12 protein-coding genes are annotated in these 11,647 nt (G+C 65.4%); 7 read left to right on the top strand and 5 right to left on the bottom strand.

The genetic code is table 11. The features are described 5' to 3' along the window. The first annotated feature begins 33 nt into the window (after positions 1 to 33). Both AC0QDI_RS12320 and AC0QDI_RS12325 read left to right on the top strand, forming a co-directional pair. The gene (locus AC0QDI_RS12320) at positions 34 to 1,179 is read left to right on the top strand and encodes a mandelate racemase/muconate lactonizing enzyme family protein (protein WP_474669227.1); all 1,146 of its coding nucleotides are present in this window, start codon (positions 34 to 36) and stop codon (positions 1,177 to 1,179) included. Between the two features lie 58 nt (positions 1,180 to 1,237). Further along, positions 1,238 to 1,543, top strand: a complete 306-nt coding sequence (locus tag AC0QDI_RS12325; protein WP_474668536.1) for an L-rhamnose mutarotase — start codon at positions 1,238 to 1,240, stop codon at positions 1,541 to 1,543. A gap of 517 nt (positions 1,544 to 2,060) precedes the next feature. On the opposite strand, the gene AC0QDI_RS12330 is transcribed toward AC0QDI_RS12325, so the two are convergent. Then, on the bottom strand, positions 2,061 to 2,990 hold the full coding sequence (locus tag AC0QDI_RS12330) for a dihydrodipicolinate synthase family protein (RefSeq protein ID WP_474668538.1): 930 nt from the start codon (positions 2,988 to 2,990) through the stop codon (positions 2,061 to 2,063). A gap of 151 nt (positions 2,991 to 3,141) precedes the next feature. On the opposite strand from AC0QDI_RS12330, the gene AC0QDI_RS12335 reads away from it, so the two are divergent. The 3 genes from AC0QDI_RS12335 to AC0QDI_RS12345 all read left to right on the top strand — a co-directional run bounded on the left by AC0QDI_RS12335 (position 3,142) and on the right by AC0QDI_RS12345 (position 5,788). After that, on the top strand, positions 3,142 to 4,218 hold the full coding sequence (locus tag AC0QDI_RS12335; protein ID WP_474668540.1) for a glycoside hydrolase family 88/105 protein: 1,077 nt from the start codon (positions 3,142 to 3,144) through the stop codon (positions 4,216 to 4,218). Positions 4,219 to 4,318: 100 nt separating this feature from the next. Next, positions 4,319 to 5,161 (top strand): NAD-dependent epimerase/dehydratase family protein, encoded by an 843-nt coding sequence (locus tag AC0QDI_RS12340; RefSeq protein ID WP_474668542.1) that lies wholly within the window; start codon positions 4,319 to 4,321, stop codon positions 5,159 to 5,161. A 204-nt stretch (positions 5,162 to 5,365) separates the two neighbouring features. After that, positions 5,366 to 5,788: a GlcG/HbpS family heme-binding protein gene (locus AC0QDI_RS12345; protein WP_474668544.1), complete on the top strand. Its 423-nt coding sequence runs from the start codon at positions 5,366 to 5,368 to the stop codon at positions 5,786 to 5,788. A 992-nt stretch (positions 5,789 to 6,780) separates the two neighbouring features. On the opposite strand, the gene AC0QDI_RS12350 is transcribed toward AC0QDI_RS12345, so the two are convergent. From AC0QDI_RS12350 to thiE, 3 genes are all read right to left on the bottom strand, one after another. Then, positions 6,781 to 7,053, bottom strand: a complete 273-nt coding sequence (locus tag AC0QDI_RS12350) for a DUF7553 family protein (protein ID WP_474668546.1) — start codon at positions 7,051 to 7,053, stop codon at positions 6,781 to 6,783. Positions 7,054 to 7,184: 131 nt separating this feature from the next. Further along, on the bottom strand, positions 7,185 to 8,015 hold the full coding sequence (thiM, locus tag AC0QDI_RS12355; protein WP_474668548.1) for a hydroxyethylthiazole kinase: 831 nt from the start codon (positions 8,013 to 8,015) through the stop codon (positions 7,185 to 7,187). After that, a complete protein-coding gene (thiE, locus tag AC0QDI_RS12360; RefSeq protein WP_474668550.1) occupies positions 8,012 to 8,677 on the bottom strand; it encodes a thiamine phosphate synthase in 666 nt (221 codons plus the stop codon). Before thiE ends, thiM begins: the two co-directional genes overlap by 4 nt. A 126-nt stretch (positions 8,678 to 8,803) precedes the next feature. Here thiE and AC0QDI_RS12365 point away from each other — a divergent pair, with 126 nt between their 5' ends. Continuing rightward, positions 8,804 to 9,493, top strand: a complete 690-nt coding sequence (locus tag AC0QDI_RS12365) for a haloacid dehalogenase type II (RefSeq protein ID WP_474668552.1) — start codon at positions 8,804 to 8,806, stop codon at positions 9,491 to 9,493. A gap of 32 nt (positions 9,494 to 9,525) precedes the next feature. On the opposite strand, the gene AC0QDI_RS12370 is transcribed toward AC0QDI_RS12365, so the two are convergent. Next, on the bottom strand, positions 9,526 to 10,131 hold the full coding sequence (locus AC0QDI_RS12370) for an N-acetyltransferase family protein (protein WP_474668554.1): 606 nt from the start codon (positions 10,129 to 10,131) through the stop codon (positions 9,526 to 9,528). A gap of 255 nt (positions 10,132 to 10,386) precedes the next feature. On the opposite strand from AC0QDI_RS12370, the gene AC0QDI_RS12375 reads away from it, so the two are divergent. Next, complete coding sequence (locus AC0QDI_RS12375) at positions 10,387 to 11,346, top strand: AEC family transporter (protein WP_474668556.1); 960 nt, start codon at positions 10,387 to 10,389, stop codon at positions 11,344 to 11,346. Positions 11,347 to 11,647: the final 301 nt, after the last annotated feature.

The raw sequence follows: 11,647 nt of genomic DNA on the forward strand, positions 1-11,647 counted from the left end.
TATTTCAGGGCGCCCGAAATGGGTACACGTGTCATGGAGATCACTGACCTCGCGGCGATTCCGCTGTCACACGAGCTGGAAGACGGGCGTGCGTTCGGCGGCTCGCGCGGGATGACCGAGTCGCGATCGACGACGCTCGTCCGCCTCGAGACGGACGACGGAACGGTCGGCTGGGGCGAAGCGTTCGCCTCGCCGCGGGCGGTCGCGGCGCTGATCGAGGACGAGTTCGCCGACGCCGTACTCGGGAGTTCGCCGATCGCGGCCGAATCCCTGGCCGACCGCGTCTACACCGGCGACATCGGCGGCTACCACGCCGCTCGCGAGGCCCTCGCACAGTCCGCGCTCTCGGGGATCGAGGTCGCGATGTGGGACCTCCGGGGCAAGGCAGTCGGGAAACCGATCCACGAACTGCTCGGCGGCCGTCGGGTCGAGTCGGTCGTCCCGTACGCGTCGACGATGTACCTCACCGAGTGGGGGGAGGACCCGGCCGACCCCATGGAAGACGCCGTCGCGGAGGGGTTTACCGCGGCGAAGATCAAGCTCGGCGGCGGCCGCGAGGACGACCGCCGGCGCGTCGAGATCGCCCGCGAGATCCTCGGCGACGACGCGCACCTGATGGTCGATTTCAACGGCAACTATACGCCGCGAGGGGCGATCGCGTCGATCCGCGAACTCGAGCCATACGATCTGACGTGGGTCGAAGAGCCGGTCCCGCCTGAGAACTACGAGGGGTACCGCGAGATCGGGTCGCGCGTCGATGTCCCGCTTGCCGCCGGCGAAGCCCACTACGGCCGCTTCGAGTTCGCGCGACTGCTCGAGGAGGAACTGATCGACGTCGTCCAGCCGAACCTCGGGCGCTGTGGCGGCTTCGCCGAGGCCCGGTTCCTCGCGAAGTTGGCGACGACGGCGAACGCGGTCGTTCGACCCCACGTCTGGAACAGCGCGGTCGGGACCGCGGCCGCGCTGCAGTTCGCCGCGAGCCTGTCGACGTACCCCCACGCCGAGGGGATGGAGCCAGATCCCGTCCTCTTCGAGTTCGACCGCAGCGAGAATCCGCTCCGAGACGACCTGCTCGAGTCCCCGCTGGATCCGACCGGCGGCGAACTCGCGGTGCCCCAGGGCCCCGGCCTCGGGATCGACGTCGACGAATCGGTCGTCGACCGCTACCGCCTCGTGTGAACGCTCGAGCGGGAGACGGGGGAATAGCTATGAGGGAGGCGTTCGATGCGATATCCGTATGGCACGCATTGCGTTCCACCTGAAAATCGCTGACGGACAGCGCGAGGCGTATCGCCAGGCGCACGAAAACGTTCCCCAGTGGCTCGAGGACGCCTACCTCGAGTCCGACGCCGGGCTCGAGACCTACAGCGTCTTCGAGTCCGACGGCCACGTCTTCGGCTTCCTCGAACTCGAGGAGCCGGACGCGATTCAAGAAGTAATGGACGAGAGCGACGCGCAGGCCCGCTGGGCCGAGGAGATGGAGGGAATCACCGTCGACGACGACTCAGATCAGTGGATGGACGAAGTGTACCGAATGATCTAACGGGGCCATCGGCGTTCGCCGACTCGAGTCAGCGGGTCGTGGACCGGGTTTTGCGTTCGTTCGATGGGGCAGCGGCGGCGCTATCGCACTGGAAATCCAGTCGGTTTCGGCGACGGATCGTGCCAGAGAACCGCATATTTCGTTCGGCATCACCGGATGCGAGACGGAACGGAACGAAACGGGCCGTTCTCCGCTGAAACCGGTCGTTTCGACCGGTCATATACGGAGTGTCGCTCTAAATTACATCCATAGGAGTGTAACTCTGGGGCAGGAATCAATCGGCGGTCGTGTCTTGGTGTCCGGTGGGACCGGACGCTGGTTCGTCGCTCGCTGCAGAATCGAACCGAACGCGCCCCTGAGAGTCGATGTTCGCCCGCCTCGGGCACCGAAATACGGGCTTCCGACGATGACGGACGACCGCGGAGAGCGAGGACGCGACAACGCGTTCGGTCGTGTGGCGAAACGGACGGTTCGAAGAAATCGCGTCGGAAAAACGGACGGCAGTCGCAGCCCGGCTTCAGAGAAGCCGGTCGAGATCGGACTGGAGTTCCTCGTAAAGCGTTTCGGCTCGTCGCTGGTCGGCCGCCGACAGACCGACGATCGGTTCGCGGACGGCGCCGCCATCGTAGCCCGCGAGCTCGAGCCCGTACTTGACCGCCGGGACGCTGATCGCGTCCGCGAGCGTGTTTTCCTCGCCGGTGCCGTTCCGGAACTGCTGGTACGGGACCGCTGCGTTCTGGAGGTCGCGTGCCCGTTCCCACTCTTCGTCGCGCAGCGCCGTCAGCAACGCCCGCCCGAGCCGCGGTTCGAAGTTCGTCACGCCCGCGGTGAATCCCTCGGCACCCTGTACCCAGAGCGATAGCGCGTGAGGTTCTGCCATGCCGTCGACCCAGACGACATCGTCGTCGCCGGCTGCGACCGCCTGCCCGAACTTGACCGCGTCCGGGATGGCGTACTTGATCCCGGCCACGCCCTCGATCTCGGTCAGCGACGCGAGAAACGAGACGGACGGCTCGAAGCCGCGGATATAGGGGACGATGCCGACCGCTGCCGCGTCAGCGAGCGCCTCGTAGTACTCGAGGAGCCCCTGTTCGTGGACGTACGTGTGATCCGGCGGCATGATCATCATCGCGTCGACGCCGATCTCGTCGTAGGCGGCGATGAGATCGCGTGCGGTCTTCGTGCTGCCTCCGACGCCGGCGAGGACGCACGCGTCGTCGGGCAGCGCCGATACGCCCGTTTCGGTGATGTCGATCCGCTCTTGGTGGGACAGCGAGTGGTACTCGCTGATGTTCGCACACGCGAGGAACGTACTGAGTCCGTCCCTCGAGAGGGCCTCGGCGTTGTCGGCCAGTTGGTCGTGATTGATCGCTCCGTCGTCGTCGAACGGTGTCAGCAGTCCGGCTGCGACGCTTCGCAGACCGTCCTGTAGCTTCTCGGACGCCATGGATGCGAGATCGGAGGGCTGACTCATAAACGTATCGTCATTCTCGCTCTCGACGATCCGACGAATCAGCGAATCACCGATGCGGCGGCGACGCTGCGTGTGACCCGTCAGCAAGATTTATCACCGGTCCAGCGGAGGATTAGCTACCGTCATGACTCCGTCCCTCGACGAGACGATCTCGACTGTCGCAGCGTATACCATCGACAAGGACATGGAAAACGAGGTCTGGCAGAAAGGCATCGCCATCAACGGGCTGCTCGCCGCCGACCGCGACGACTGTACCGAGGCCGCGCGGGCACTGGTCGACCGCGCCGTCGAAACCCAGGACAGCAACGGCCAGCTCTCCTACGGCCCGAGCTACCCGATCGAGGTCTTCCAGCACGGGAAGGAGTACGACGCCCACTGGGAGATCGACGAACGGAAGGCGATGAACACGAACAACACGACCTCGATCGGCCACGGCGTCCTCGAGTTCTATCGCCGGACCGGCAACGAGCGCTACCTCGAGGCCGCGCGCGGCGAGTACGAGAACCTCCAGTCGGTCGAGCGGACCGAAGACGGCGGTATCCCCCACCACGTCCCTGAGCTGTCGGGCGTGAAGGGGCTCTGGATCGACTCGGTCTACATGATGTGTCCGTTCTTCGCCCGGTACGGGGCGGCCGCAGACGAGCCCGAGGCCTTCGACGAGGCCGCCAGACAACTCATCGTTCACGCGAAACACCTCCAGGATCCACACACCGGTCTGTTCCGCCACATCTGGCACGAACAGCCCAACAGCTATCCCCAGAGCACCTTCTGGGCCCGCGGCAACGGCTGGATACAGGCGGCGATCGTCGACGTTCTCGAGTTCCTCCCCGACGGCCATCCCGATCGCGAGGAACTCGTCGAAATCTTCCGGGACGTCGCCTCGGCGGTCGTGGAGCGACAGGACGACAGCGGCATGTGGTACAACATCGTCGACGATCCCCACACCCCCCTCGAGAGTTCGGGCACGCTCATGTACACCTACGCGTTCAAGCGCGCACTCGAACTGGGTATCGTCGAGGACGAGAAATACGAACGGGCGGCGCAAGACGCGATGGACGTGGCGATCGGCCTCGTCGACGACGAGGGGGCCGTCCGCCGCGTCGCCGGGCCGCCGGGCGGTCCCGGCGCACCGCTGACGTCGACGTCGTACGGACAGGGCTTTTTCCTGCTGGCCGCGTCGCAGTTTGCTGACGGTCAGTAACGTCGACCCGTCACGGGACTTCCTCGGATACCACGGTCGCGGCCCCGGATCCCGGTGCGTGATCCGAACAATTATATCACACGCGGCAGACCCAACACCTGTGAACGTCCTACTGACTGGTGCGTACGGACGGTGTGGAACCGCCATCATCGACCACCTTCACGACGACCCCGACTACGACTTCACCTATCTCGACCGGAACGATCCGGACGACGGGGACGAATACGGGGAGTACGAAACCGTCGTCGGCGACGTCGCCGATGCGACCGCCGTTCGGAGCGCGGCCGCCGATCAAGACGCGATGATCCACCTCGCGGGCTATCCCTTCACCGACGGCACGTGGGACGACGTCCACCAGCCCAACGTCATCGGGGTACTAAACGCCCTCGAGGCCGCACGGACTGCGGAACTCGAGACGGTCGTGTTCGCCTCCTCGAATCACGTGATGGGCATGTACGAGTCCGAGAACGCCCCCGAACTCTACTTCGGATCCGAGGCTCCCTTCCAGCTCTCCCACGAGGATCCGGTCCGACCGGACTCGTACTACGGCGTCTCGAAGAGTTTCGGCGAAGACCTCTGTCGGTACTACGTCGAGAACTACGAGTACCCGAAACGAGCCCACGCGATCCGGATCTGTAGCGTGCGGATGCCCGAGTACGACCATCCCTACGGTGACGCCGAACACGACGTCGACGACGGCGAATGCGAACGCGGAAGCGACCAGTACGAACGGCAGGTCGCACGGATGAAAGCCATGTGGCAGTCCCGCCGGGACTTCGCGCACATGATGGATTGCTGTCTCCAGACCGACGACCCCGGCTTCGAAATCTTCAGCGGCGTCAGCGATAACGATCGCCGCTGGTACAGCATCGAAAACGCCCGGGAGACGATCGATTACGAGCCCCAGGACAACGGCGAGACGTGGGACTCCCCGCCGGCGTAATGCGGCGCGGTCCGTGCGACCAGCATCGATCGACATCGATGACACCCCATCACCCCGCCCGCTCGAGATCCGTCGATAAACCGTCCCGCGAGTCCTCGGCGAGTGACGTGGTCGGACCACGACGAGTATCCGACCGGTCCGCGCCCGCGCCACGTTCGCCGAGCCGAAGCTGATTTATACGTGGGCCGACCTCTTTCGGGTGAAATGCAGTCCCACCACTCGGTTTCGTTAGACGAATCGAAAGAGATCCTGGACGCTGCCGAAGCCAAGGCGAACGAACTCGGCGTCCCGATGAACCTCGCCGTAACGAACCACGAGGGAAACCTCCTCGCGTTTCGCCGACAGGACGGCGCGAAGCTCGTCGCGGCGAGTATCGCGCGTGACAAGGCCTACACCGCGGCGGCCGTAAAGAAGCCGACGGAAGACCTGAAGGAGGGGTCCGAACCGGGCGGTGACGTATACGGGCTCCAGTCGACGGACGACAATCGCGTCGTCACGTTCGGCGGCGGCATCCCCCTCGAGTACGACGGGGAGGTCGTCGGTGCGGTCGGTGCCAGCGGCGGTGACGTTTCGGAAGACGTCGCGATCGCGGGTGCGGGGGCCGAAGCGTTCACGCCGTCGGAATGACTGACCGCCCCAGCAGTCGTTGAAACTGACCGGAACAACCGGCCGTCTCGAGGCGGCGACGGACGTATCGCTCGGACGGGACCCCGCTCGAAAGCGAGCGGACTCCGTCGGATCGGTTGTGCCGCGCGAGCGACGAGTAGACGGCTAGTGGTCCCGTGCAACCGACGAAGCGAGCGGCGGTCCGGTCACCGCGCTCCGCAAACCGTCCGGCTACCGCCAGCGGGGGGGAGTTCGACAGACTGCGGTCCTCGTCGGAGCCCCCATCCGACGGCGGTACGGAACGCTGGCTCGCTCGACTGAGACCCGTCCGACACCCTCACGCCACACCGCGCCAGACATATATTTTAAATGATGTATGTAGATGGTACGCGCCGTAGTAGTGTGCAATATCATCAAAATATCCGATTCCGCCCGACCAACTCGCGTTGCTCGAGGAACGAGGGCAATACGCCGTATTCCCGGGCCAAAGAGGACTTTCTGCTCAGATATCTCTCGGCAGGTCCGAACGGTAGTGGAGACGAACCGCGAGAGGAATTAAGTAGCTGCCATCGAGTTTTTCCCGGATAAATGGCGTTATGATCTATTTATGCAGTTTCTATCGTTTATTTGGGAATGAAATCCGGCAATATACTGGTCAAACGGAAATTCGATCCGACATCGATAGTATTCCACCATATATGCAATATATAGTTTCGAGTAAAGTGGTAATTTATCAGAGCGGTTTGCAAATATACGACTCGAGCGATAGCCACCTGTCCGGACGCGAGACGGCCGACCCACTGGTTCGGCTGCCTCGCAACGCTGCAACGTGGGACGCCAATTGAGACATGTCTCGACTCCGCCGCGGGTATGGGAACGCGACGATGGATCCATCGAAGCCGCGGGCTCGTGGCGGCGGTGTCCAGCGAGGGCGTCGAGGCCGTCGCGGTCGGTGTACGTCCACGGAGCGTGGAAAACGGACGCCGGCTCTCGAAAACGACTGTTTTCGAGCCCTACACGCCCTCGAGGTCCGATCGGAACTCGGAGATCGATGCGAGCGCGTCCTCGAGATTCGACGCGACGTCGCCGCCCTCGTCGTCGGCGATCTCGTTGAGAATGTGTTCGTGGCGCGCGAGCTGGCCGTGATCCGGGCCGTGATCGGCCGTCGCGTAGTCCTCGAACTTCGCCGCCTGCGTCTGAAGTCGCTCCTGTACCTCGTCGTCGGCCGTCGCGTCGGCCGCTCGTTCGATCGAGTCGGCCGTACTCTGGAGTTCGTCTCGAGCCATACGCTCCTGTTCACCAGTGGGGACTAAAACGGTTTCAATACAGTTCGGGTATCGGAACGGTGACCGGCGCAATTCGGCCGGGTCAGCGCAACCTGTTCGAGCGTGAGTCGGCGCACCTCTTCGAGCGTGATTCAGTTCACTCGCTCGAGTCGGTCCGCGAGGGGGAGATCCGCGACGGAATCGCCCGTCACGCTGGCGACGGCGTCGCGAAAGTTCGTCCGGTAGCTGCCCGGACCAGCGTACCCCATGTCGGCTGCGCGTTCGCCGGCGAGACCGAACGCGAGCGTGCCGTGGACGGCGGCTTCGGAGTCGTCCTCGAGCGCGCCGCAGAAGGTCGCGACGGTCACGCCGAGCATACAGCCGGTGCCGACGACCTCGCCGAGCATCTCGTGGCCGGCGGTGAGCCGGACCGCGCCGTCGGCGTCCGCGACGACGTCGTCGACGCCCGAAGCGACGACGGTCGCACCGGTCGACTCGGCGAGGGAGCCGGCCGTCCGCTCGATGGCCTCGTAGTCGCCGATGGATTCGACGCCCTTGACCTCGGCCTCGACGCCCGCGAGCGCGCTGATTTCACCGTAGTTGCCGTTGATCACGGTGAAGTCGATCTGCGAAAGCAGGCTCTCGGTGACCGCCTCTCTCGAGGGCGTCGAGCCGACGCCGACGGGATCGAGGACGACCGGAATGCCCCGTTCGTTCGCCTTCTTCCCGGCCTCGTGCATCGCCTCGACGCGGCCGTCCGGCACCTGGCCCGTATTGATCAGGACCGCTCGCGCGAGATCGGCCATCTCGCCGGCGTCGCCGAACGAGTCGGCCATCACCGGGAGCCCGCCCCAGTGGAGGGTCACGTTCGCGACGTCGTTGATCGTCACCGTGTTGGTCAGCGACTGGACGAGCGGCTCCGTCTCCCGAACCGTCCGGACCGATTCCGCGAGGTCGGCGGCGTCGATGTCGGTTACGCTCATTCGCCTCGTCCTCCGGTATCGATCGCCTTCGGCGTTTCGACGGCGGCGGTCAGCGACTCGGTCGCGGCCGCCGGATCCGGAGCCGCCGTGATCGCGCTGATCACGGCCACGCCGGCCGCGCCCGCTTCGACGACCGGCCGAGCGTTGTCGGCCGCGATGCCGCCGATCCCGACGATCGGGATCGAGACCGCGTCGGCGATCGCAGCGATTCGCTCCGGACCGATACCGTCCTCGTCCGCGTCGACGTCCTTCGAGGAAGTCCCGTACACGGCTCCGACGCCGAGGTAGTCCGCCCCCTCGGCTTCCGCCGCCCGCGCCTCCGCGACCGTCGACGCCGAACAGCCGACGATCGCATCCGAACCGAGCAGGTCGCGGGCGACCCCGACCGGCAGGTCCGACTGGCCGACGTGGACGCCGTCGGCGTCGATCGCCCGCGCGATGTCGACGCGGTCGTTGACGAGTAGGTCGACGCCCGCCTCGGCCGTGAGCTCGCGTAACTCGAGCCCCAGTTCGTACCGCGAGCGGGCGCTCGTTTCCTTCTCGCGCAACTGCACGGCGTCGATGCCGCCGTCGACGGCCGCGCGAACGATCTCGGGCGTCGTCCGATCGCCCGACAACGACGCCTGCGTGACGAGGTAGGTCCGCCAGTTCGAGGGATTCACGGGAGATATTAGTCGGTATTCGCACTAAGCGGCTTCGGTCGATTGCTCGTCTCGGACCGGTGTTCGACCGGTCCATCGACGGAACGAACGGTCCACGTTCTTTGCCCGTCGTATCGTAGGGGAGGCATGGCGTTCGACCCCGACCGCGTGACGACGGTCACGTTCGACTCCTACAGCACGCTCGTCGACGTCGACGCGACCGCGGCCGCACTCGCGGAGCACGCGGACGTCGACGATCCCACCCCCATCTCGCAGACCTGGCGGGAACGATCGATGCAGTACACGCTCGTCGCGAACCACCTCGAGGCCTACGAGACGTTCTACGAGATCAACCGGGACGCGCTCGCGTACGCCCTCGCGGCCCACGGAATCGACCTCTCCGCCGACGAGCGAGAGGAAATCCTCGAAGTCTACCACGAACTCGAGGTCTTCGACGACGTCCGGGAGAGCGTCGAGCGATTACACGAGGCCGGCTACGACGCGTACGTCCTCTCGAACGGCAATCCGGCGATGCTCGAGTCGATGGTCGAGCACGCCGGAATCGACGACCTCCTCGTCGATACCATCAGCGCGGACGAACTCGAGACGTTCAAACCCGATTCGGAACTCTACCGCCACGCCGCCGGGCGGACGGGGACGCCGATCGACGAACTCGTCCACGTCTCGGCGCTCTGGTTCGACGTGCAGGGCGCGATCCACGCGGGAATGCAGGGCGTCTGGCTCGACCGGAAGGGAAACCCCTGGGAACCCTTCGGCGCGGAGCCGGACCTGATCACCGAGGGGCTCGAGGAGCTGGCGGATCGACTGGGCTGTTGAGTCGTAGGACGGCTGAATCGGGTCGACCGGAATCAAGACAGCTCGAGCGCGTCCTCGCCCGTCCGAACGAGTGACTCCCAATCGTCGTCCTCGCGGACCGCCGGGAACGGGCGCGGTCGCTCGGGCGTCGCGGATTTCTCGGCGAGCGGCCGCCGCCACCAGGCCACGTCCTGCCACTCCTCCTGCGTGTAACCGATCCCCGGGAAGTCGACCAGTCGCTCGAACCCCAGCCGCTCGTGGAACCGCTCCGTTTCGGGATTGGGGACCGTCGTCACGGCGTAGGCGTCGCGGATTCCCTGTCGCTCGAGGACGGCGAACAGCGACTCGTAGAGCGCGCGGCCGACCCCCGTCCGGCGGGCCGAGTCGGCGACGTATACCGAGAGTTCGACCGTCCACTGGTAGGCCCGACGCTTCCGGAGTCGGCCCGCGTAGGCGTAGCCGACGACCGCGCCGTCGACCTCGCAGACGAGCCAGGGATACGTCTCGAGGGTGGATTCGATCCGATCGGTTATCTCGGCCGTCGACGGGACGGTCTCTTCGAAGGTGACCGCCGTCGACTCGCAGAAGGGCGCGTAGATGTCGCGGACCGCGGTCGCGTTCGCCGGGGTCGCAACGCGAATCAGCGCGTCGGATGCCATGGTCGAGGTTGCCGCGTCCCCGAAATAAGTCCGCTGAAGCGACTCGAGCGGGAGCCGATGACCGAGCCATCGTCAGCGAGAATCGAGAACGCCAGTTCTCCCGATCGTTTGTCGGCGTGGACGCGGTCGCCGTCGCTGAATCGCAACTCCCATATCAGGCGCGGGGAGTAGCTGGCTGCGAATGCAACACGCGACCGTTGCCCGGCCGTTGAATCCCTCGAGTCGCCAGCCCACTGCGAGGTCGAGCGCCGACTGATGGCCGATCTCCTCGGTATCTTCGGCTCCGCGATCGGCCCGATCGTCGCCATCGCGGCCGTCGGCTACGTGCTGGCGACCGTCAAGGAGATCGATCCGGAGCCGCTGAACACGGCCGTCGTCTACGTGTTAGCGCCCGCGCTGGTCTTCCACAGCCTCGCCGTCACCGAACTCGAGGCGGCGACGCTCCTGCGAGTCACCGCCGGGATCGGTCTGTTCACCGCGGCGATGTGGGGGATCGCCGAAATCGCCGGTCGCGCCATCAGCGAGGAAGAGCCGGCGTTGAGCGGACTCGTCCTCGTCGCGATCTTCTGTAACTCGGGGAACCTCGGCATCCCCGTCTCCGACTTCGCGTTCGGCGAGGTCGGCCGCCAGACGGCCGTCCTCTTCCTCTCGGTCCAGTCCGTGCTGATGTACACCGTCGGCGTCTACGTCGCTTCCCGGAGCAGCGGCTCCGCCGGCCTCGAGGGCGTTCGCCGCGTGTTCTACATCCCGCTGGCGTACGCCGTTATCGCCGCGCTGGGCGCGCGAGCGCTGGATATCGTCCCGCCGGCCGACACGGCGGCGATGGAGACGCTGCAACTCGTCGGCGACGCCTCGATCCCGCTCATGCTTTTGATTCTCGGCATTCAGCTCGCGAGAGCCGATACCGCATCCGCAGTCTCTCGGGCCTGGCCCGCGACGGCGCTCAAGATGGGCGTCGCGCCCGTCGTCGGCCTCGGGATCGCGCTTCTGATCGGCTTCGAGAACCCGACCGTCGCGCGCGTGTTCGTGCTCGAGACTGCGATGCCGGCCGCCGTGACGCCGCTGATCCTCGTCATCGAGTTCGCCGGCAGCGCCCGCTCGGAGGGCGTGCTCGTCACCGAATACGTCTCGACGGGCGTATTCGTGACGACGCTGCTCGCGATTCCGGTGCTGACCGTCCTGATCGCGATACTACAGTCCGGTGTGATACTCTGAGGGACCCGATTAGCGCTCGTCAACGGCTCCTGCTCGGCGGGAAACGGCCCGTCACACCCGGACGGTGATTCGAGAAATGGGAGGGGTGGATACACTTGCGGGGTCGCCGTACACCGTCGATGCACCGCAGCGGGACCGTTGCATCCGGGAGCTCATTCACGCTATGCGACCCCGCAAGTGTGATAATATCTAGCACGATACGACATAAATAAGTTAGCCCGAAACGGTTGTGGACCGGAGATCTCGAGAGAGAGTAGTGTGGGTATCGTCCGTATGTATAGGTCGGCCCAAAGCCTCTTCG

Source organism: Natrinema sp. LJW11, from assembly GCF_056135975.1.

Bases quoted from the DNA above. Each gene is read 5' to 3' on its own strand.
- AC0QDI_RS12320 (WP_474669227.1), top strand. From the start codon at position 34: ATGGAGATCACTGACCTCGCGGCGATTCCGCTGTCACACGAGCTGGAA.
- AC0QDI_RS12325 (WP_474668536.1), top strand. From the start codon at position 1,238: ATGGCACGCATTGCGTTCCACCTGAAAATCGCTGACGGACAGCGCGAG.
- AC0QDI_RS12330 (WP_474668538.1), bottom strand. From the start codon at position 2,990: ATGGCGTCCGAGAAGCTACAGGACGGTCTGCGAAGCGTCGCAGCCGGA.
- AC0QDI_RS12335 (WP_474668540.1), top strand. From the start codon at position 3,142: ATGACTCCGTCCCTCGACGAGACGATCTCGACTGTCGCAGCGTATACC.
- AC0QDI_RS12345 (WP_474668544.1), top strand. From the start codon at position 5,366: ATGCAGTCCCACCACTCGGTTTCGTTAGACGAATCGAAAGAGATCCTG.
- AC0QDI_RS12350 (WP_474668546.1), bottom strand. From the start codon at position 7,053: ATGGCTCGAGACGAACTCCAGAGTACGGCCGACTCGATCGAACGAGCG.
- thiM (WP_474668548.1), bottom strand. From the start codon at position 8,015: ATGAGCGTAACCGACATCGACGCCGCCGACCTCGCGGAATCGGTCCGG.
- AC0QDI_RS12365 (WP_474668552.1), top strand. From the start codon at position 8,804: ATGGCGTTCGACCCCGACCGCGTGACGACGGTCACGTTCGACTCCTAC.
- AC0QDI_RS12370 (WP_474668554.1), bottom strand. From the start codon at position 10,131: ATGGCATCCGACGCGCTGATTCGCGTTGCGACCCCGGCGAACGCGACC.
- AC0QDI_RS12375 (WP_474668556.1), top strand. From the start codon at position 10,387: ATGGCCGATCTCCTCGGTATCTTCGGCTCCGCGATCGGCCCGATCGTC.